Origin of the sequence: Bacillus cereus, from assembly GCF_002567495.1 — a bacterium.
Lineage (GTDB): Bacteria > Bacillota > Bacilli > Bacillales > Bacillaceae_G > Bacillus_A > Bacillus_A cereus_AQ.
The window spans coordinates 69745-90680 of the sequence record NZ_NVAP01000005.1; the positions used below are offsets into that span (position 1 = coordinate 69745).

Sequence of the window (20936 nt, forward strand, 5' to 3'; positions counted from 1 at the left end):
TTCCGGAAATCGGGGTTTTATCCCTAATTCATAGAATGCCATCATTAAGAATTATAGTGTTCAATTATTTCTACCTATTTCTTCGAAACACATTGATTATGCGAAAGCTTCTTTATATCTTTATTTGATTGTACTGTTGCTATATAAACCCCAATTAGAACAATTATCATTCCTACTATTTGTTGCCACGTAACAATCGCTCCATATAATACAATCGATATACCAGTAGCCACAATAGGAGTTAGATTTAAATACATACTAGCTTTACTTGCACCTAACTCTTCAACCCCTTTATTAAACACGATATACCCAATTAACGTCCCACATACGACCATGTACAACATTTCTATCCACCCTTGTAAAGAAAGCGTTAAAACCTTTCCCCACCCACCTTCATGTAGAGAAAGTCCTGCTAAAAAAACAGTTCCTAATATCGTCATACTCATTGTAGTTAACAAGGGTGATACGCCACGCATAACTTTTTTCCCTGTTAAGCTATATAACACCCCACATATTAGGGCAGCTATAAATAAAAGATCTCCCTTATTAAATGATAAAGACATAAGTTTATATACTGAACCACTCGTAATAACAACTATGACACCAATTAGAGATAAGATTAAACTTATTCCTATTTTTAAACTCCAAGACTCTTTAAAAAACAATATTGCTCCTAATGTTACAAAAACGGGCATTGTAGCAATAATAAGTGAACCATTCATAGTGGAAGTATAGTTAAGTCCCATAAAGAAAAAGACATTGTAGCCAAAAATACCTGTTAGTGATACAAATAACAACCCTTTCCAATTCTTTAATAACAAACTTGTATTCCACTCAGATTTCATAAAAACTATGCCTATTAAAATAAAACCAGCTAAACCAAAACGAATTGTTGCTGCGGTAATTGGTGGAATTTCCGTAATAATATGCTCCGCTGTCGCAAAAGAGCCACCCCAGAACAAAGGAACAAGTAACATAATTACGTACATACGATTTATACTATTCATTTTTATTACCCCTTTTTCACAAAACGAGTTCATAAGTTTAAACTTGTTTACTTGTTGATCAAAAAAAATTAATAATTTGACTCTATCGCTTGAATTAAATCTTTTACCTGTTTTAAAAACTCTCCAGCCACTATAGAATAAAAAATTTCTTTTCCATTCCGGTCAGCTTCAACTAATTCTGCTTGTTTTAAAATTTTTAAATGATGCGAAACAGCCGGTCTAGAAATGCCTATCTCATCTGTTATTTGCGTTACATTCATCTGCTTGTTTTCTAATAGCAACGTAATAATTTGCTGACGATTCTCATCCCCTAACGCTTGAAATATAGGTGTTACGACTTGAAACTTTTCCAACACAACTTCTGTATTTCTACATTCAAAATTCTCCATATACTCTTCATCCTAACTTTATATATAAACATGTAATATATTACCATTAAATAGTAACCCTTTTACATAAACTTGTAAATAACTTTATTTTCTGACTTTAACATTAACAAAAAAGAGAAGCTTGGATTCCTCCAGTCTTCTCTTTACATTCATATAAAATGAAAGACGCCTGCAAAGCAGGCGTCTTGATGCGTTTACGGCGAGAGACCAGGCGACCACATTCGCGTGTTTAGCACTTAAGCATATCTCTCGTCTTACGTAAATTAGCTCATCGCTTTGCTAATATAACATTAATAAAGTGTAAGTGCAACATGTTTATAAAAAATATTTTCTTTCCTCTTTCATCCAAATTATTTTATGTAAATTATAAATTGATATATGTAATGTATATGTTACAACAGGTATAACAGCGAAATCATAATAAGCAGGGGATGGATATTGTGAAAAAAATAAAGGATGAACGTCTCATTCTTAAAACGTTAAAAAACATACGTATTGCCTTTCTATTTCAATACATTGGCGTAGTTGGAATTTTAGGCTATATCGGATTCACTGAAGGAATTAATCAAATTACGAAATCTCCATTATGGCTATTATTTATGCTTACGAGTATTTTACTTGCTTATTTACAGTTAAGTGTTTCAATCGATGTAGAAGAAGGCGAAAAGGAAATAAAATTAACCCCTTATTACAAGCTTGTTTTACGCTCTCTTATTGTTGGAATTATTATAACTACTATTTATATCATTTTCAGTCCTGAAAGACCTCTATTTGAAGCTATTTTAACAGGTAGTATTTTCTTCATATGCTTTTTGGTTTCTTATTCCGTTAGTTATTTTATTAAAAAACGTCGTTTACAAGATGACGATGAATAAAGAGGAAGGGCTACCCCTTCCTCTTTCGTTTTTCTATCGCACTGTACCAGTTAAACCGTAACGAATATCTCGGAACATATTTGTTATGTCACGATTAAAATCGTTTGTAACTGTACCGTTACGTAGACGCGTACTCATTGCATCAACACGAGTAAACATATCATTTCTTACAGAAACATATACGTTTCTGTTTCCAACTTCATTTACAACAGCTTGACGAACTTCATTTGCAAGCGCTGTTTCATTCGATACTGGATTACGCGGTTTTACTGCAATCGCTACATCGTTTCCATATACAACTGTAGACACACGGTCTACGTTATTCATACGTTTCACACGATTCGTTATTCTTTCAGCTGTTTTACCATCATTGTTAATGTATGAATTGTTCATTGTAATATTACGAGTTGGATGTGGATTAGCAATTTGTCCATTGTAATTTACATCACGGTAATAATTGTATCCTGTATCGTTACGACCGTTTCTATATGTCACATAATCTGTATAGCGATCATTACGCGCTACATTATCACGATACTGGTGTGTATCATTATAAGATGTACGCTCATAGTTGTAGTTACGTCCATCCATTGCATTGTTATCTTTTGGTGTACCACATGCAGCTAACGCACTGGTAACTAACAAAGAAGCAGCAATCACTTTTACTTTCGTATTCAATACAAAAACCCCCTCTGTTAGAATGAACTTCTCTTCTGAAAAGCTCCCTCTTATGATGAGTAACAGAGAAGGTTTTTACACTGTTAATATTTCACTGGGAATTTTCTAGCACTTGATAAAAACCCTTTATTTTCTTAATTAACACGAATGCCAAAAAGGCGGGAATAGTCCCGCCTTTTTAAACTTCCTCTTCGTCCTCTTCTTCTGAAACTGGCTCTCCAAATACATTTGGTGGATCTGGTTGATAATACATCGTTCCTGGCTGTGGTGCATATGCAGACTGCGTTGGTTGATAATATAAAGGATTCGCATATTGCGGACCGCCTGGTTGCGGGCTATATAGTCTACTTTCCCCTCCGCATCCACAATCTTCCTCACCTTGTATGAGCGGAGGCATATTATTATCCATTGGCATCATATTTTGATTTGGCATAGACGTATATTGCGGCCCAAATGGTGCGCCTTGCTGATACGGCATTTGATATGGATTTTGTTGTTGATAATAAGGATTCGGCGGCATCATAGGCTGTTGATATGGCATCATATTCGGTGGTTGATTGTTATCCATAATTGGCATTATATTCGGCATTTGAATATTTGGCGGTATGACTTGTGGAATAACTACATTTTCTTTCGATACATTTGGTGATACTATATTCCCTACGTTTTCTTTCTTCACTTGTGGTGACACTATATTTCCTACGTTTTCTTTCTTCACTTGTGGTGACACTATATTCCCTACATTTTCTTTCTTCACTTGCGGCGAGATTATATTCCCTATATTTTCTTTCTTCACTTGCGGTGACACTATATTTCCTACGTTTTCTTTCTTCACTTGCGGTGACACTATATTTTCTTTCTTCACTTGCGGTGACACTATATTTCCTACATTTTCTTTCTTCACTTGCGGTGACACTATATTCCCTACGTTTTCTTTTTTCACTTGTGGTGACACTATATTCCCTATATTTTCTTTCTTTACTTGCGGCGAGATTATATTATCTTTTTTCGTTTGCGGAGAAATGATATTGTTAGGTTTCATTTTACTAATTTGAGGAGCAATTAACTCGCTACCTTTTTTAATGACATCTGAAATTTTATACTGTTTTTTCGGTTTTATTGGTGGTTGTGGCGGCTGTGGCAATACATTTACCGAAAACTTCGTGTTTTCTTTTTCCGCCGGTTTTTGAATAACAGACGGTTTTTCAACTGGCTTTTCTTTTTGAATTGGTTTTTCTTTTTGCACTTCTTTTTGTGGTTTTACTTGCATTTCTTTTTGCGGTTTTACTTGCATTTCTTTCTGCGGTTTCACCTGTACTTCTTTTTGCGGTTTTACTTGCACTTCTTTTTGCGTTTGTTGCATAGCTGGTTGCTGTGTAATTGGTGCTGATTGATACGTAACTTCTTCCTCATCTTCTATTCCAAGCGGAGTTGGAGTTGCTGCAAATTCTTTTTGCTGCACTTCTTTTACATATTGCTTTGGAGGCGCTGAGCCTGCTCCAGCCTGTTGTTTCATATGAACACTCTTTGATGGCACTTTAATTTTCATACCTGGCATGATTAAATCTGGATTACTAAGTTGTGTATTTGTTTTTTTCAGCGTGTCAAAATCCACTCCGTACTTTTTCGCAATTTTCCAAAGGGTATCCCCTTTTTGCACGATATGAATTTTCAAATTTTCCCCCTCCTGTATAACTTATCTATAAGTAACAAATCTCATGAAGTAACCCTTTCTACATAACGTTAACTTCTTTTCACTTTTATCACTTCTTCTATTTTCAATATAGTTCGAAGTGGAATAAACATAAAAAAACCACAATGATTTCTTCAAAACAATGTATGCCCATTTCGTTCTCGTTATGATTATATGTATGAAAAAAAGCAACGGGAATACCGTTGCTTTACACACGCTCTAACATACGATTTAATGCAAGAACTGCTTCTGCCGTGACTTGTTTATCTACGCTAATAACGTTAATTTCTTCTCCTCTTTCTATCGTTTCAAGTGCCCATAATAAGTGAGGCAAATCAATTCGATTCATCGTTAAACATGGACACATAAATGGATTAAGTGAAACAATTTCTTTATCTGGATGTTGCTGAATAATTCGGTTCACTAAATTCATTTCTGTACCAATCGCCCATTTGCTACCAGATGGCGCCGATTCAATCATATCAATAATATATTTCGTTGAACCTGCATAATCTGAAGCAGCTACAACTTCATAGCAACATTCTGGATGTACAATGATATTCATATCAGGATGATTCTTTCGTACGCTCTCAATATTCTTCACTGTAAAATTTTGATGAACAGAACAATGCCCTTTCCATAAAATCACTTGAATTTCTTCTATATCTCCATCGTACTCTAATGAATCTGTGTGTGGGTCCCATACTGCCATTTTATCTAACGGAATACCTAAATCGTACGCTGTATTTCTTCCTAAATGTTGATCTGGTAAAAAGACAAGACGTTCTTTTTGTGTAAACGCCCAAGATACCATTTGCTTTGCATTTGAAGAAGTTACTGTTGCTCCTCCGTTACGACCACAAAATGCTTTAATTGCAGCTGTAGAGTTTACATACGTTAACGGAATCATCGTATCTCCAAATAATTTCGTGAGCTCTCTCCATGCTCTTTCTGTTTGTTCAATATCTGCCATATCTGCCATCGAACAACCTGCACGCATATCTGGTAAGATGACAACTTGATCATCTGTCGTTAACATATCTGCTGTTTCTGCCATGAAGTGCACACCACAAAACACAATATATTTTGCGTCTTTATTACTCGCCGCAACTTGTGCAAGTTGTAGTGAATCCCCTGCCGCATCAGAGAATTGCACAACTTCATCTTTTTGATAATGATGTCCTGGAATAAATAACGTTTCCCCCATTTTCCCTTTAATTTCACGAACACGCTTTTCCATATCTTCCGTTGACATCGTGTAATAACGCTCTGGTAACATCGTTTCAATTGGCTGTACTTTTTCTAAAATACTCATATACGTTTCTCCCCCTCTAAGCCACTTTCCTTACCCTTCAATATTGAAACTAATATCAAGTGCTTTCACTGAATGTGTTAATGCTCCAAGTGAAATATAATCTACCCCTGTTTTTCCATATTTCGATAAATCTTCAATTGTAATGCCCCCTGAAGCTTCCGTGACGATAGCGCTTGGTACAAGCTTTGAAAACTCCCTAATCTCATCTGGCGTACGATTATCGAACATAATAATATCCGCCCCAGCAGCTACAGCTTCTCTCACTTGCTCCTCTGTTTCTGTTTCCACTTCCACTTTCACCATATGCCCTAATTTTTCTTTCACCGATGTAACAGCTTTTGTAATAGAACCAGCAAACATAATATGATTGTCTTTAATCATGACACCATCATATAAACCGAAGCGATGGTTAAATCCACCTCCGCACACGACTGCATACTTATCAAACATACGTAGTCCTGGCATCGTTTTTCTCGTATCACAAATGCGTGTATGACTGCTACCTAAAGTAAGAACTGCTTTACGTGTCATCGTCGCTATCCCGCTCATACGCTGGATGACGTTTAATATAACGCGCTCTGCCATTAATAACGATGCGATTGGTCCTTGCACAGTTGCAATGATTTCGCCTTTTCCTACAAGATCCCCATCTTTTTTATGAAGCTCTACTTCAATTGTCTCATCAATTAATTTAAATCCTGTTTCAATTACTAATCGTCCCACAAAGACCCCTGTATCCTTTGCAAGAAACGTTCCTTTCGAAAGCAAGTTATCTGGGAAGATAAGCTGCGATGTTACATCTCTTTCTCCTATATCTTCTAAAAAAAATTGATTTAATGCTTCTTTAACTTTTATCGTGTTCATAAAACCCCTCTTCCCCTCATCACACAAGTTGTAGTTTTCTCTTTACTCGAACAATCTCTTTCTTTCCTATATTTCTATCTGGATAATCACTTCGGTAATGCCCGCCAATACTTTCTTCTCTTTGTAGGGCTGACACAACTATAAGCTCACACACTGTTAACATATTAATAAGCGTTATCTCTTCATTCGTAAGAGCATCATGTTGTAATATCATATTTCGAACACCGTACTTACTAAGCCATCGCTTCGCATAAGATAAACTTTGCTCTGTTCGCACAATCCCAACATATTTCATCATGCATTTTTGTATTTCTTCTTTCGCCGGCAAATGATTCAGAACGATAAACCTCGCTTCCTTTTCGGCTAGCATGTTCACCTTTTCTTTTGTCGCTCTAGTTAAAATGTGTCGTCCGATTCTTGTTCCAAACACAAGACCTTCTAATAATGAATTACTCGCTAACCTATTCGCCCCATGAACACCATTACAAGCTACTTCACCGACTGCATATAGGTTCGGAATAGATGTCTCTCCATCACAGTTCGTTTTCACGCCGCCCATGTGAAAATGAGTACCGGGCACGACTGGAATAAGTTTTTTACTTATATCGACTCCATTCGTTTTACATATCGATGACACGGTCGGAAAGCGTTGTTCAAAGTTTTGAATCATTTCGATGTTTAAGTACACCTTTTCACCCGTAAGTAGCTGTTCATGAATAGCCCTTGCGACTACATCACGAGGCGCTAGATCCTGTTCGGGATGTATATTCATCATAAAACGCTGCCCTTTTCCATTTATAAGGACAGCTCCTTCTCCGCGAACAGCTTCAGAAACGAGGCCGGGGCAACGCCCACCCGCATATAACATCGTCGGATGAAATTGTATAAACTCTAAATCTACAAGCTCCCCACCCGCACGGTACACCATTGCAAGTCCATCACCTGTAATTGTGTCATCATTAGAAGTAAAGGCGTATAAACCGCCAATCCCGCCTGAAGCTAACACCGTATAATCTGCATCGTAACGTTTCAGTTCTCCTTTACTATTGCGAGTTAAAGCCCCAACACATTTATCTTTTTCTATAATAAAATCGAGCACCATTTCCTGTTCCACTACCGTAACGTATGGAACTACTTCTTGAATAAGATGCTCTAATAAATTCTTTCCTGTTGCATCGCCACCTGCATGTAAAATACGACGTTTTCGATGCGCCCCTTCTTTTCCAAGATGAGGACCTGTTTCATCTCCATCAAATTTCATTCCCTGTTCAATAAGATCATTAATTTCTTTCGGTCCTTCCTCGACTAAATAACGGACCACCTCTTCATTGTTATAATGACACCCTGCTACTAACGTATCTTCAAAATGATCATTTGGATTGTCATATGTAGCTACTGCTGCGGCAATTCCACCTTGGGCTAAATGTGTATTATTATTACGTTTCGTTTCCTTTGTGATAATAATCACATTCTTTTCGTGACAAATCTCTTTTGCAACACGAAGTGCCGCAACGCCACTTCCAATAATTAAGACATCTGCACTTGGCATAATTGTTGCCTCCTACTTTACACTTTTCAACTGTCTTGACACCTATATTTACATAGTTTTAAAATAATGACAAGAGTTTTTTTATAATTCTTATTTTCACTACCATTTAAAAAAATAAAAGAAATGTAACTCTTACTAGGGAGAGGAACTTACATGATGATATATCTTGACTATGCAGCTACTACACCTATGAGCAAGGAAGCTTTACAAACATATATAAAAGCAGCATCGCAATACTTTGGAAATGAACAAAGTTTACATGATATTGGAGGAACTGCCTCTTCTATATTACAAGTTTGCAGAAGAACATTGGCTGAAATGATTGGAGGAAAAGAACAAGGGGTATTCTTCACAAGTGGTGGTTCAGAATCTAACTATCTTGCCATTCAATCACTTCTAAATGCTAGAAAAGGGAAACATATTATTACGACACCTATGGAACATGCATCCATTCGAAGCTATTTTCAATCTTTAAAATCACAAGGCTATACAATCACTGAAATTCCTGTTGATACAAGTGGACTCATTCATTTAGTAGATTTAGAAGAAGCCATTACAGAAGAGACTGTTCTAGCAAGTATACAGCATGGAAACTCTGAAATTGGAACCGTCCAAAACATCGAAGAGATCGGAACACTTTTAAAAAAATATAATGTTTTATTTCATACGGATTGTGTGCAAACGTTTGGCAAACTACCTATCAATGTTTTTAAGATGGGGATTGATAGTCTTTCTGTTTCAGCACATAAAGTATACGGACCAAAAGGTGTCGGCGCTTGCTATATAAATCCGCAAGTTCGCTGGGAACAAGTATTTCCGGGAACTTCTCACGAAAAAGGATTTCGCCCAGGTACAGTGAACGTTCCCGGCATCGCATCTTTTTTAACAGCTGCTGAAAATATATTAAAAACTCAATGGGAAGAAAGTTTACGTTTTAAAGAGTTAAGATCCTACTTTTTAGAGCAAATACAAACACTTCCGCTAGAAATTGAAGTAGAAGGTCATTCTACTTCTTGTTTACCACATATTGTTGGGGTTACAATAAAAGGAATAGAAGGTCAATATACAATGCTAGAATGTAACCGTCATGGCATTGCCATTTCCACCGGAAGTGCTTGCCAAGTCGGTAAACAAGAACCTTCGAAAACAATGCTTGCAATTGGAAAAACGTATGAAGAGGCAAAACAATATGTTCGCTTCTCTTTCGGACAACAAACAACGAAAGATCAAATTGATACTACTATTCATGCACTACACACAATTGGAAATCAATTTTATAGAGGTGTTAAATCATAATGAAACAAAATGACCAAAAAAAGATTTTAGGTGAAGAAAGACGACAACTTATCCTTCAGTGGCTTCTTGCTGCAAATGAACCGTTATCGGGGAATGAACTATCTAAAAAGACGAACGTAAGTAGACAAGTGATCGTGCAGGATATTTCCTTGCTCAAAGCAAGAAACGAACCAATTATTGCGACTGCTCAAGGCTATTTATATTTAAAACCGCAAGAGAAACAACAAGCTTTTGAACGCGTAATCGTATGCCAGCATAAACCAGCTGAAGTACGTCAAGAACTTACAATGCTTGTTGATCACGGCGTTACGATTAAAGACGTAAAAGTTGAGCATCCTGTCTACGGCGATTTAACAGCATCCATCATGGTAAGTAATCGCTTTGATGTAGAGCAATATTTACAAAAAATCGAAAACACAAATGCTTCCTATCTTTCGCAACTAACAGATGGTATTCACTTACATACAATTGAGGCAGATTCTAAAGAAAAGTTAGATGCTGCTTGTGAAGCACTAGATAAAGCAGGATTTCTCGTTTATTAATTCATGTAAAGCACAGAGTTTTTATCATTCTCTGTGCTTTTTTAATGCTATAATATTGTAATCAATCGTAAAGGAGATCACATATGGGAATTGAACTCGTTCACTTTAGCATTGGCAAACCGAAACAAATGAAATATGGCGAAGATAAAGAAATGATAACAGGTATATGTAAAGATTCTACGGAAGAAGCTTTTCTCTCAAAAGATGGATTCCTTGGTGATGATGTAGCGGATTTAAAACACCACGGGGGACCTGATCGTGCCGTTTGTGTGTACCCACACGAGCATTACGCACTATGGGAAGAGGAATTTCAAACAACGCTTCCAGCTTCCACATTTGGTGAAAACATTACCGTAACAAATATGTTAGAGCATGACGTATGCATCGGAGATACGTATCAACTAGGTGAAGCAATCATTCAAGTGACGCAAGCCCGCGTACCTTGTAGCACAATTTCAAAACGTCTTGGCATCCCTGGCATTTTGCCGCGCATTGTCGCAACTGGATTTACTGGCTACTTATGCCGTGTTCTTCAAGAAGGTACTGTACGTAAAGATTCAAAAATTACATTACTAGAGCGTCCATCAAACAATGTATCTGTTTTGTTCTCTAACGTAATTTATTTTCATAATAGAAAAGATAAAGATGGCATTGAAAAAATTCTTGCGGTTCCAGCACTAGCTGATATTTGGCGTGGTCAGTTAGAAGATCGTCTTGCGAAGTTAAAATAAAGTGAAACTTTAATCAGTATGTGCCTTACTTGCCCGCAAATAGCGCGATAAAAAATCCCACCTTTTGCAGGTGGGATTCTATTAATCTATTAAAAAGTATACTAGTCAATGAAATGATATTAACGATTAGACAAATAAATACCAACACTCCATCCACCTCTTACAACCAATAAGAAGAATAACTCCCAAGCACAGTAACAGAAAAACCAAGCGCTTCAAGTTCCATCGTTACGCCTGGCAATAATACGTCATCGTATGCTTTATCGACATCGATTAAGAAAAAGTAATTTCCGAGTCCTGTTTTCATCGGGCGCGATTCGATTTTTGATAAGTTTAATTTTCTCCATGCGAAAGCTGATAACACTTGATATAGCGCTCCTGCATAATCTGCAGGTAACGTTATCATAAGCGTCGTTTTCTCTCCGCGGTTTTCTCCGTTATTCGAGAGTACTGCTTTCTTTTTCTTATGGAGTACTAGGAAACGTGTGTGATTATTTTTATGCGTATGAATACTACGTCTCACAATTGTTAATCCGTATTTTTCTGCGGCTGCTTCATTTGCAATAGCGGCAATTTTCTCTTCAGGATGTTCTTTCACATATTGTGCAGCGGCACTTGTGGATGTCATATCTCGAACAGTTACACCTTTTAATTCTTCATTTAAAAACTTATGGCACTGTGCAATGGCATGCGGATGAGAATGCACCGCATATACTTCATCCCACACTTCTGCATACTGTGGATGTACAAGTAAATGCTGCTGAATTGGTACTGTAATTTCTCCTACAATGGAAAGCGGCTGTTCATGTACAAGGTAATCAACCGTTATATTCACCGAACCTTCTATTGCATTTTCTAACGGTACCACTGCGAAGTCTACATTTTCATTTGCAGCTGCATCTATACAGTCTGGAATCGTTCGATACGGTACATGCTCTGCTTCCGGAAAAAAACGACTCACCGCCATATTTGTAAATGTTGCTTCTGGTCCTAAATATCCTACTCGAATCATCGTCTTTTCCCCTCTTTTTTCGTTTTCTTACTGTTATACCATACTTTTTTATATTCTTCTATGTAAATTTCGAATATTAAAAAAAGACTAGCGTTCGCTAGTCTAAATGTTTCTTATATTCTCTTTGAGCGAAAAAGAAATAAATGATGCATGCAACGATATAAAACAAAATGAACAAACCTACTTTTCTTAATGATCCGTCCATAAAAAGCGTATTATGAAACGTATATAACGCAACTGCACTATGCATACTCCCTACTATAATTGGCGCAAAAAACAGCATACACAATTGCCAGCGAGAAATTTTCCACACTTCTTCTTTCGTCATTCCCAGTTTAGAGAGTGCCCCGTACTGCTTTCTATCCGATGAAATATTATGAAACCATTTAAAATATACGATACTACATGATGTAAGGAAAAATAATATACTAATGAATGAGCCTATAAATAGAGTAATATTGCCGAACTCTTTCATATTCACATATAACTCCATATTACTTCGAAATGCGTTATTATCATCTTGTTTCATATGTTTCCGTAAATCTTCATTTAATTTTTTCGTATTTTCGATATTTGGTAATGTGTATCCTCTATATATCATTTTTTCAGAATCCGGAACCTGATTTGCTATACTGTCAAAGTCTTCATCATTCATGACGAAGAACAGACCATTAATGTACGAAAGATGATAGTTAAATTGAACCCCTTCTTTCTGACCGTTAAATACGAATTGATATGGTTGATTCATTACTTGCAATTGAATCTCTTTTTGATTATATACATTCGAATTATTGTATTTATTATAATAAACAAGTGTCACTGTACCTTTTTTAGGACGATACGTTTTCTGTTTTTGTTTCCTTGCTTCTTGATTATATTCACTTTCTTTTATAAGCAGCGCTATTGTTGTTTCTCCTTTATTAGACTGAAAAGATGCATACACTCCAACAAAACTCATAGATTGAAAATCATCATACCCATACTGATGTAATAATTTTTCAACTGTACCTTCCTCAAAGACTTCATGTGTAGAAACACCTTTTTCTATGTATGACAATGAGTGCGTGCCCCCATCCCGCCACATATCTTGCATACTAGAAAAATATAAGAACACCGTACCAGTTGCCGTAACTACAAACGTCGTTGCCATAGACATCAGAAAGAAAAAGCGACCATTTTCCTTCATTCGATGTGACAATTGATTCACTATAAATAAATACGGATATGTATACATAATCTTTTTATTTCGCTTTATCATCTCTAATACTTGAGTGGCACCATGCGCGAAAGAAAAATACGTTCCCAAAAAGACAAGTATAGACACAGGGAAAAAGTATATTGCTATCGTTGCCATCGTCACTTGTAGCGCTAACGCATATCCTATCCCTAAACAAATAAAGCCGAATATACAAAGCCACTTTGATGTTTTCTTCTCTTTTTTATCTGTTCGAAATTCTTTCAATAACCGAATGATTTTTATATTCCATATACGTAAAGCACTTATAAAAGATAACAGAATAAAAACGACCATATATGTAATAAATGTTACACCAATCGCCCTTACGTCAAATATGACAGGGAGTTCTTTTGGAAGGCGAAGTAACATACTAAACACCATGAAGAAGAGCTTTAAAAAGATCATGCCCAGCCCAATACCGAAAATATTAGCAAAAATCCCAATCAATATTTGCTCGGTCATAATCACTCCTATTACGTTAGATTTCGTCGCTCCCATTAACATATATAATCCTAATTCTTTCTTACGCGCCTCTATGAAAATAGAAGTAGAGTACAAAATAAATATGACGAAAAAAGAAATGATTATAACATTACATATGATAAGTCCCCAGCGTATGTTTTGATACCACATCGTCTCCTGCATATACGGATGTACAATAACAGACATGTATGCAAAAGACGCAAATATTGCAAAACAACTACTTAAGAAAAACACTTTATAATTACGCCAATTCCCCTTTATATTTTGCAGAGCTAGTTGCCGAATGTTCATCTATCGTCCTCCTGTAACTCACTACATAGGCAAAAAGCTAGAGGTTTCCCTAGCTTTGCACGTGTTTTAAATACCCTCTTTGCGCGATCATAAAGTAAATCGCAGAAGCCAAAATGTATGCTCCAATTACAATCGCACCTGATTTCCATAAATCGATATAAAGCATTTTCCCTAACGTATGAAGAGCAAATCCACTATGAATTGAACCGATTAAAATTGGTATAAAGAAGATAACTCCCATTTGACGAATTGCAATTTTACGAATTTCTTTATCTGTCATACCGATTCTCTTTAACGATTTAAATTGAATACGATCTTGTTCTTTATCGTTAAACCATTTAAAGTATGTCATACTACAAGCGAAGAAGAAGAACAGTACTGCTACGAAGAAACCGATGAACATTGTAATTGCTCCACCTTCTCTTATATCTTTATAAGCAAACACTGAGTTTCTCAATTCTCCTTGCTTTTCTGGTGCAATTTCATTTTTTAAATCTAATACAAGATCTTCTGTACTTTTCCAATCCTCAATATAATAACCGTAATATTTCGTCTTTTCTTCATCTGCTAAAAGTTTTGCATATTTCTCAAAATCTTGATCATTTACAACGAGATATTCACTATCATTAAAAACAGAATACTGCGTTGGGGCATTTAATTGAACAGACTGCTTTTGTCCGTTAATTGTAAATTCATACGGTTTCGTACGGTCTATCTTCATCAGTTCATTTGCCATATCAACCGCAACCATCGTTGCACTACCCGGCGCATTATGAACTTCTGTAGGTTGCTCTCTCTTTTGTTCACGCACTTCCGCATTATATTCTTTTTCTGAAATAATCGTCATCGGTACTTCATGTTCACTATTAAACCACGTTATTTTCTGTGTTGCTGGTAGTTTAACGTAGGTTACTTTTCGCGCATCTTCAAACCCGTATCTCTTCACAAGCTCCTGTACCTTTTCTTCATTAATAAGGCTATGCGTATTTAACCCCTTTTCCTCATATGAAATAGCATGTGGTGTAAGTTCTACCGTTTTCGCACTCAAATTTTCAAAATATACGTAAAGCGTGCCAACTGCCGAGGATACAACCGCCGTAATAATAGAAATAATAAATAGAAAACGAGCATTATCTTTCATTTTATAAATAAGATTGCTAAGGACGAACATATTTGGGTACGTATAAAAAGATTGCTTTCGTTTTTGCAACGCTTTTAATACAACTGTACTTCCTTGTGTAAATAGTAAATACGTTCCGCCAATTGTCAGTCCTACAACCGGTAAAAAGAGGATAATAAAATTCAGAAACGTTACTTGGAAGCTAAGTACATATGCAGCAATAATACATCCTATACCAACTACACATAACCATGTAAATGCAAACGGCTCCACTTTTTGCTTTCTTGCTTCTCTTAATAAATCAATAATTTGCAAGCGTCCGACTGTCCAAACACTAAACAATGATAGGATTAAAAATAGAATAAAGTATACACCAGCTGTAATCAAAACAGCTTTACTATTCCACACAAGCGGAAGTGTCTTATCTATTTTCAATAATACGCTTAACGCTTGGAAAAATAATTTTGAACAAAGCATTCCAACCCCAATACCAACTACAATTGCAATACTACCTAACATCAGTTGCTCTAATATAATCATTCGGCCAAGTTGAGATTTCGTTCCACCTATTAATGTTAGTAGACCAAACTCTTTTTTTCTTGCTCGCAAAAATGTTGAATTTGCATATAAAATAAAGAGTGCTGAGAAGATAACTACAATATAATTCATCGATTCTAATCCTTTTGTAATCATCGTTCTCATACTAATATTACCGCCTACGACATCTGGATGATAAATGAAGGAAGCATACATAAAAAACACAACAATTGATAAACAACTACTTATTAGAAACGCTTTATAATTACGCCAATTTCCTTTTACGTTATTAAGCGCGAGCTGGCGAAAGTTCATGATATTCTCCTCCTAGCATCGCAAGTACGTCTAAAATTTCTTGGAAAAAGGCTTGCTTCGTTCTTCCTTTATGTATTTCTGAGAAAATTTCTCCATCGCGTATGAAAAGGATACGTTCACAATAACTTGCCGCTACTGGATCGTGCGTTACCATTGCAATCGTTACTTTCTTTTGCTCGTGTAAATCTTGCAGAGCGCCCATTAGCGATTTCGCTGACTTCGAATCTAAGTTTCCAGTTGGTTCATCTGCTAAAATTAAAGTCGGTTCATGAATGATTGCTCTCGCTGCTGCTGCACGTTGTTGTTGCCCGCCTGATACTTCATATACTTTTTTATTTAAAATTTCTTCGATATTTAAAAACTTTGCAATCTCAAGCACTTTTGCATCGATTTCATTTACAGATTTCTTCGCCATGACAAGTGGTAAAATAATATTTTCTTTAATCGATAACGTATCAAGTAAGTTAAAATCTTGGAAGATGAATCCTAAATGTGTACGGCGAAACTCTGCTAATTTTGCAGCACGCATTTGATTAATTTCTTCGCCATTTACAAGCACATGACCTGAAGTTTGCTTATCGATTGTTGCTAATAAATTTAAAAGCGTTGTTTTGCCGCTTCCTGAAGGACCCATAATCCCTACAAATTCACCTTCTTCTATTTTAAAATTTATATCATTTAAAGCAGTCGTCGCTACTGAACCTTTCGATTGGTACACCTTCGTTAATCCTTTTACTTCTAGAACACTCATTTCTAATCCCCCTATGTGTTTTCCTCTTACATTTACTATAAGAAAAATAAGAAAAAGAAACGAGTGATTTCCCTTACAAAACGTTTTGTTATCTTACAGTTTTGTCATTTTTCTCATTAATGTATGATATTCTTCATCTTTTGTAAATTGGAACGTGAATGTCGTTCCTTCCCCTTCAACCGATTGCACATAAATACCATGATGTAAATTATCGCAAATTTCCTTCGTAATATATAAGCCCATTCCAGTCGCTTCTCTCGTTTTACGGCCATTTATTCCCGTAAAGAATGGATCAAATATACGCTTTACATCTTGATCTGGAATACCGATTCCATTGTCCTTAATATGTACTAACACCTTTTGATCTTTCTCTTCAATTTGAAATTGAATTTCTTTTTTCTCTGACTCTGAAATTTTTGTATACTTAATTGCATTTACAACAATTTGCCCTATAGCGATGCTTAACCATTTTCTATCAGATGCAACCATACAAGTATCTTCTTCAAACATCACTTTCGGAAATACAGAAGATTGAATGAAGGATTTCCGATTTTCATTAATAATACCTCGCACGACATCTATAACATTTACTACTTCTACTTTATAATCTTTCGCAAACTGCTCTAGCCTTGCCATATGTAAAGCTAAATCTAAACCATTTAGTATACGGTTATTTTCTTCACGAATACTTTCAACTGTTGCTCTTGCCTCACGATGCTCTTTACCAAACTTCTGCAACAATAATTCAATAACAGATACTGGTGTTTTCATTTGATGAATCCATTGGTTCATAAATATCATTTGCTGCTGCTCTTTCGCATGCTGTTTATGAACTTCATTCATATATTGCTGTCTTAATAACGTAAAAGATTCAACGACCATCTCTTGCTCTGATGTATAAGATTCATCAATAAGTAAAGAGTCATGTAATGTATTTCCGCTGCCAATATATTGTTCGATTCTCTTTAAAAACACACTCCGTTTTCGGTAATCGTAAATGAGGTATACAGTAAACACAACTGTCCCTAATAAAAGGCCGTATAACCACGTACTCCAATCAATCGATTTCTTTTCTAAAAGACTTTGCAACTGCAATACGACTCCAAATAAACAAAGACTAACAATATAAGACAGAATTAAAGAAAAACGGTCCACGAGGTAATTTTTAACCTTCATGCCCTTCGCCCCACTCTGTAAGAAGCGCATAACCGTATCCACGTTTCGTTACAATTGCATTTTTAATGCCTAGCTCCTCTAGTTTCTTCCTTACACGTTTTACATTTACGGTTAATGTATTATCATCAACAAAAGCTACTTCATCCCACAAAGCTTCTAACAGCTCTTCGCGCGTTACATATTGATTTGCCTGTTTCATTAAACACTCTAATAGGTAAAACTCATTTTTTGTCAGTTCAGTTTGTTGCCCCTGCCATTCAACAACGTGCTGGGACGGGGATAACAACAGTCCATTTACCCCTAAACAATCACTCTCAGCAGCAGAAGCATACTCGCCATAGCCACGGCGAAGTGCACTTTTCACCTTTGCCATCACGATGTCTAAATGGAATGGCTTCGTAATGTAATCATCCCCGCCATTTTCAATCGCCATTACTTGATCCATTTCTCCTGTTCTTGCAGAAACAAAAATAATCGGTGCATTCGATACAGTACGGATTTGACGACACCAATAAAAACCATCAAAATACGGTAAATTTATATCCAGTAATACAAGATGTGGATTTACTTTTACGAACTCATCTTTTATATGACGTAAATCACTTGCTCTAAATGATTGATAGCCATACCTTTCTAAATGCTCTTCTAATATTCCCGCAATTTTCTCATCATCTTCTACAATTAATATTTTATACATGCTCTTTTTCTCCCCATAAAAGAATTCTTCTACATTTACTCCTTTTCCCATTATAAATTGAAAATTTAATTAGTGGGGATTTTTTCCTATAGCAATCTAACTATTACAATATAAAATGATATTTTAATCAGTTGGGGATTTCATGGACAAATAGTGGGATAAAAAAAGACTGCCATATTTCGGCAGTCTTAGTCGATAAATTCAAATTCATATTCAAGAATTTTTACAATATCTCCGTCTTTTGCACCACGTGCACGAAGCGCTTCATCAATGCCCATTCCGCGCATTTGACGAGCGAAACGACGTATAGATTCATCACGTGAGAAGTCTGTCATTTTGAATGTCTTCTCGATATCGTAACCAGAAATAACAAATGTGCCGTCACTTTCACGTGTAATTTCAAATTTAAGACTTTCAGCATCAAATTTATACATTACACTTGCTTCAGACTCTTCGACAACATCGTACATTGGGAATTCTGGTGTTGTTTCTAATAAGTTCGCTACTTCAAATAGTAAATCACGAACACCTTGTTTCGTTACAGCTGAGATTGGGAAGATTTTTACTTCGTCTCCCACTTTCTCTTTAAATGCTTGTAAGTTTTCTTCTGCATCTGGCATATCCATTTTGTTTGCTACAACAACTTGTGGACGCTCTGTTAAACGCATATTGTATTCTTTTAATTCATTATTGATTGTAACATAATCTTCATATGGCTCACGGCCTTCTAAACCAGACATATCAATAACATGTACAATTACACGTGTACGTTCGATATGACGTAAGAATTGGTGTCCAAGTCCGACGCCAGCATGTGCGCCTTCAATTAATCCAGGAAGGTCAGCCATAACGAAGCTACGGTTATCACCCGTTTCAACAACACCAAGATTTGGAACGATTGTTGTAAAGTGATACTCTGCAATTTTCGGACGCGCTGATGATACAACAGATAATAATGTAGATTTACCTACACTTGGGAATCCAACAAGTCCAACATCTGCTAACACTTTAAGTTCTAGAATGACATCACGTTCTTGACCTGGTTCCCCGTTCTCAGCGATTTCTGGCGCTGGATTCGTAGCTGTTGCGAAACGTGAGTTACCACGGCCACCACGGCCACCTCTTGCGATTACAGCAGTTTGTTCATGCGTTACTAAATCGGCAAGAATTTGACCAGTTTTTTCATCTTTTACTATTGTTCCTGGTGGAACCTTTACAATTAAATCTTCAGATTTACGTCCGTGCTGACCTTTACTCATTCCGTGCTGACCGCGATCAGCTTTGAAATGACGTTGGTAGCGGAAGTCCATTAATGTACGTAAGCCTTCCTCAACTACGAAAACAACATCTGCACCTTTACCACCGTCGCCACCTGCTGGGCCACCTTTAGGAACATACTTCTCACGACGATACGCAACCATACCGTTACCACCGTCGCCGCCTTTTACATATATCTTGACCTGATCTACAAACATTATTTCACCACACTTTTTTCAATTGGTTGTAATATAACTGAGACTTCTTCGTCTCGTACTGTATAAGAAATGGAATACCATTTATTGTTTTGGGTCGCAAGCCAATTCTGTAGTTCTTCTACACTCGTTAGCTTACCACGAAAATCAAAAAAGAAACGAGCATTCTCCGCGTCACATTCAATTGTGATACAAACATAATTTTCAACATATACGTCTAAACTATGCTGAAGCATTGAGAAAAACTGATTCGTCCATGTACATACAGTCTCATCTAAGTGAGATAAGTTATGTAATTTCCCTAATACTTCGTACTCCAATAAGCACGGCTGCTGTTTCCAATTATATGTTAAAATCCACTCTGAAAATAAAGGCATTGATAGCCCCATCAGATTGGATTCTTGTCTCGCTTCTTGGACAAAACGATCGATGAGCCTATGAATCTCTTCCACTTTTCCAAGGGAAAGGTTTCCTTTCACCATCTGCATACGATTGAGCCAATCATGTCTTGAATGACGCAACGCATCTATAATTGTCCATTTTTCATTCATTTAGATACCCCTTAATATAGAAAAACTCTAACCTGCACTCAGGTTAGAGTTTTCCGTGAGTTCTTATGCTTCTTGAGCAACAGGATATACGCTCACTTGTTTGCGGTCACGGCCAAGACGCTCAAAGCGTACTACGCCGTCAACTTTCGCGTATAAAGTGTCATCGCCACCACGACCAACGTTAACACCTGGATAAATTTTTGTACCGCGTTGACGGTAAAGAATTGAACCACCTGAAACCGTTTGACCATCTGCGCGTTTAGCACCAAGACGTTTTGACTGAGAGTCACGACCGTTCTTTGTACTACCTACACCTTTCTTAGATGCGAAAAACTGAAGATCTAATCTTAACATA

Annotated in this window: 20 protein-coding genes; 4 read left to right on the forward strand and 16 right to left on the reverse strand. The window is 36.5% G+C overall.

Annotation, left to right across the window (positions count from 1 at the left end; genetic code table 11):
• Positions 1 to 74 precede the first annotated feature (74 nt).
• Both COK05_RS02090 and COK05_RS02095 read right to left on the reverse strand, forming a co-directional pair.
• Entirely contained in the window at positions 75 to 1007 is a 933-nt protein-coding gene (locus COK05_RS02090) for a DMT family transporter (RefSeq protein WP_098611270.1), read from the reverse strand.
• 68 nt (positions 1008 to 1075) lie between these two features.
• The gene (locus COK05_RS02095; protein WP_098611271.1) at positions 1076 to 1396 is read right to left on the reverse strand and encodes an ArsR/SmtB family transcription factor; all 321 of its coding nucleotides are present in this window, start codon (positions 1394 to 1396) and stop codon (positions 1076 to 1078) included.
• 431 nt (positions 1397 to 1827) lie between these two features.
• Here COK05_RS02095 and COK05_RS02100 point away from each other — a divergent pair, with 431 nt between their 5' ends.
• Positions 1828 to 2271 carry a branched-chain amino acid ABC transporter substrate-binding protein gene (locus COK05_RS02100; RefSeq protein WP_098611272.1) on the forward strand — a complete coding sequence of 148 codons (444 nt, stop codon included), beginning with the start codon at positions 1828 to 1830 and terminating at the stop codon, positions 2269 to 2271.
• 33 nt (positions 2272 to 2304) lie between these two features.
• On the opposite strand, the gene COK05_RS02105 is transcribed toward COK05_RS02100, so the two are convergent.
• From COK05_RS02105 to nadB, 5 genes are all read right to left on the reverse strand, one after another.
• Positions 2305 to 2949 carry a YhcN/YlaJ family sporulation lipoprotein gene (locus tag COK05_RS02105; RefSeq protein WP_098611273.1) on the reverse strand — a complete coding sequence of 215 codons (645 nt, stop codon included), beginning with the start codon at positions 2947 to 2949 and terminating at the stop codon, positions 2305 to 2307.
• Between the two features lie 178 nt (positions 2950 to 3127).
• The gene (safA, locus tag COK05_RS02110) at positions 3128 to 4624 is read right to left on the reverse strand and encodes a SafA/ExsA family spore coat assembly protein (RefSeq protein ID WP_098611274.1); all 1497 of its coding nucleotides are present in this window, start codon (positions 4622 to 4624) and stop codon (positions 3128 to 3130) included.
• Positions 4625 to 4850: 226 nt separating this feature from the next.
• Positions 4851 to 5957 carry a quinolinate synthase NadA gene (nadA, locus tag COK05_RS02115; protein ID WP_098611275.1) on the reverse strand — a complete coding sequence of 369 codons (1107 nt, stop codon included), beginning with the start codon at positions 5955 to 5957 and terminating at the stop codon, positions 4851 to 4853.
• 30 nt (positions 5958 to 5987) lie between these two features.
• Positions 5988 to 6821: a carboxylating nicotinate-nucleotide diphosphorylase gene (nadC, locus tag COK05_RS02120; RefSeq protein ID WP_098611276.1), complete on the reverse strand. Its 834-nt coding sequence runs from the start codon at positions 6819 to 6821 to the stop codon at positions 5988 to 5990.
• Between the two features lie 19 nt (positions 6822 to 6840).
• Positions 6841 to 8370 (reverse strand): L-aspartate oxidase, encoded by a 1530-nt coding sequence (gene nadB, locus COK05_RS02125; protein WP_098611277.1) that lies wholly within the window; start codon positions 8368 to 8370, stop codon positions 6841 to 6843.
• Positions 8371 to 8523: 153 nt separating this feature from the next.
• On the opposite strand from nadB, the gene COK05_RS02130 reads away from it, so the two are divergent.
• From COK05_RS02130 to COK05_RS02140, 3 genes are all read left to right on the forward strand, one after another.
• A complete protein-coding gene (locus COK05_RS02130; RefSeq protein ID WP_098611278.1) occupies positions 8524 to 9666 on the forward strand; it encodes an IscS subfamily cysteine desulfurase in 1143 nt (380 codons plus the stop codon).
• Positions 9666 to 10208 (forward strand): transcription repressor NadR, encoded by a 543-nt coding sequence (locus COK05_RS02135; RefSeq protein ID WP_000812240.1) that lies wholly within the window; start codon positions 9666 to 9668, stop codon positions 10206 to 10208. The genes COK05_RS02130 and COK05_RS02135 overlap by 1 nt, the downstream gene beginning before the upstream one ends.
• Before the next feature lie 83 nt (positions 10209 to 10291).
• Positions 10292 to 10939 (forward strand): MOSC domain-containing protein, encoded by a 648-nt coding sequence (locus COK05_RS02140; RefSeq protein WP_098611279.1) that lies wholly within the window; start codon positions 10292 to 10294, stop codon positions 10937 to 10939.
• A gap of 160 nt (positions 10940 to 11099) precedes the next feature.
• On the opposite strand, the gene pheA is transcribed toward COK05_RS02140, so the two are convergent.
• From pheA to rpmA, 9 genes are all read right to left on the reverse strand, one after another.
• Entirely contained in the window at positions 11100 to 11951 is an 852-nt protein-coding gene (pheA, locus tag COK05_RS02145) for a prephenate dehydratase (RefSeq protein ID WP_098611280.1), read from the reverse strand.
• 97 nt (positions 11952 to 12048) lie between these two features.
• The gene (locus tag COK05_RS02150; protein ID WP_098611281.1) at positions 12049 to 13962 is read right to left on the reverse strand and encodes an ABC transporter permease; all 1914 of its coding nucleotides are present in this window, start codon (positions 13960 to 13962) and stop codon (positions 12049 to 12051) included.
• Between the two features lie 49 nt (positions 13963 to 14011).
• Positions 14012 to 15934: an ABC transporter permease gene (locus COK05_RS02155; protein WP_098611282.1), complete on the reverse strand. Its 1923-nt coding sequence runs from the start codon at positions 15932 to 15934 to the stop codon at positions 14012 to 14014.
• Positions 15909 to 16685, reverse strand: a complete 777-nt coding sequence (locus COK05_RS02160) for an ABC transporter ATP-binding protein (protein WP_000114529.1) — start codon at positions 16683 to 16685, stop codon at positions 15909 to 15911. The genes COK05_RS02155 and COK05_RS02160 overlap by 26 nt, the downstream gene beginning before the upstream one ends.
• Before the next feature lie 93 nt (positions 16686 to 16778).
• Positions 16779 to 17861, reverse strand: a complete 1083-nt coding sequence (locus tag COK05_RS02165) for a HAMP domain-containing histidine kinase (RefSeq protein WP_098611283.1) — start codon at positions 17859 to 17861, stop codon at positions 16779 to 16781.
• A complete protein-coding gene (locus COK05_RS02170) occupies positions 17851 to 18558 on the reverse strand; it encodes a response regulator transcription factor (protein ID WP_098611453.1) in 708 nt (235 codons plus the stop codon). Before COK05_RS02170 ends, COK05_RS02165 begins: the two co-directional genes overlap by 11 nt.
• A gap of 188 nt (positions 18559 to 18746) precedes the next feature.
• Positions 18747 to 20033, reverse strand: a complete 1287-nt coding sequence (obgE, locus tag COK05_RS02175; RefSeq protein ID WP_000497121.1) for a GTPase ObgE — start codon at positions 20031 to 20033, stop codon at positions 18747 to 18749.
• Positions 20033 to 20581 carry a sporulation initiation phosphotransferase B gene (locus COK05_RS02180; RefSeq protein ID WP_098611284.1) on the reverse strand — a complete coding sequence of 183 codons (549 nt, stop codon included), beginning with the start codon at positions 20579 to 20581 and terminating at the stop codon, positions 20033 to 20035. The genes obgE and COK05_RS02180 overlap by 1 nt, the downstream gene beginning before the upstream one ends.
• Positions 20582 to 20644: 63 nt before the next feature.
• Positions 20645 to 20935, reverse strand: coding sequence for a 50S ribosomal protein L27 (gene rpmA, locus COK05_RS02185; RefSeq protein WP_000944957.1), 291 nt, complete (start codon positions 20933 to 20935; stop codon positions 20645 to 20647).
• Position 20936: the final 1 nt, after the last annotated feature.

Bases quoted from the DNA above. Each gene is read 5' to 3' on its own strand.
- nadA (WP_098611275.1), bottom strand. From the start codon at position 5,957: ATGAGTATTTTAGAAAAAGTACAGCCAATTGAAACGATGTTACCAGAG.
- COK05_RS02165 (WP_098611283.1), bottom strand. From the start codon at position 17,861: ATGAAGGTTAAAAATTACCTCGTGGACCGTTTTTCTTTAATTCTGTCT.
- pheA (WP_098611280.1), bottom strand. From the start codon at position 11,951: ATGATTCGAGTAGGATATTTAGGACCAGAAGCAACATTTACAAATATG.
- COK05_RS02135 (WP_000812240.1), top strand. From the start codon at position 9,666: ATGAAACAAAATGACCAAAAAAAGATTTTAGGTGAAGAAAGACGACAA.
- COK05_RS02180 (WP_098611284.1), bottom strand. From the start codon at position 20,581: ATGAATGAAAAATGGACAATTATAGATGCGTTGCGTCATTCAAGACAT.
- COK05_RS02140 (WP_098611279.1), top strand. From the start codon at position 10,292: ATGGGAATTGAACTCGTTCACTTTAGCATTGGCAAACCGAAACAAATG.
- obgE (WP_000497121.1), bottom strand. From the start codon at position 20,033: ATGTTTGTAGATCAGGTCAAGATATATGTAAAAGGCGGCGACGGTGGT.
- nadC (WP_098611276.1), bottom strand. From the start codon at position 6,821: ATGAACACGATAAAAGTTAAAGAAGCATTAAATCAATTTTTTTTAGAA.
- COK05_RS02100 (WP_098611272.1), top strand. From the start codon at position 1,828: ATGGATATTGTGAAAAAAATAAAGGATGAACGTCTCATTCTTAAAACG.
- COK05_RS02090 (WP_098611270.1), bottom strand. From the start codon at position 1,007: ATGAATAGTATAAATCGTATGTACGTAATTATGTTACTTGTTCCTTTG.
- rpmA (WP_000944957.1), bottom strand. From the start codon at position 20,935: ATGTTAAGATTAGATCTTCAGTTTTTCGCATCTAAGAAAGGTGTAGGT.
- COK05_RS02095 (WP_098611271.1), bottom strand. From the start codon at position 1,396: ATGGAGAATTTTGAATGTAGAAATACAGAAGTTGTGTTGGAAAAGTTT.
- nadB (WP_098611277.1), bottom strand. From the start codon at position 8,370: ATGCCAAGTGCAGATGTCTTAATTATTGGAAGTGGCGTTGCGGCACTT.
- COK05_RS02130 (WP_098611278.1), top strand. From the start codon at position 8,524: ATGATGATATATCTTGACTATGCAGCTACTACACCTATGAGCAAGGAA.
- COK05_RS02150 (WP_098611281.1), bottom strand. From the start codon at position 13,962: ATGAACATTCGGCAACTAGCTCTGCAAAATATAAAGGGGAATTGGCGT.
- COK05_RS02170 (WP_098611453.1), bottom strand. From the start codon at position 18,558: ATGTATAAAATATTAATTGTAGAAGATGATGAGAAAATTGCGGGAATA.
- COK05_RS02160 (WP_000114529.1), bottom strand. From the start codon at position 16,685: ATGAGTGTTCTAGAAGTAAAAGGATTAACGAAGGTGTACCAATCGAAA.
- COK05_RS02155 (WP_098611282.1), bottom strand. From the start codon at position 15,934: ATGAACTTTCGCCAGCTCGCGCTTAATAACGTAAAAGGAAATTGGCGT.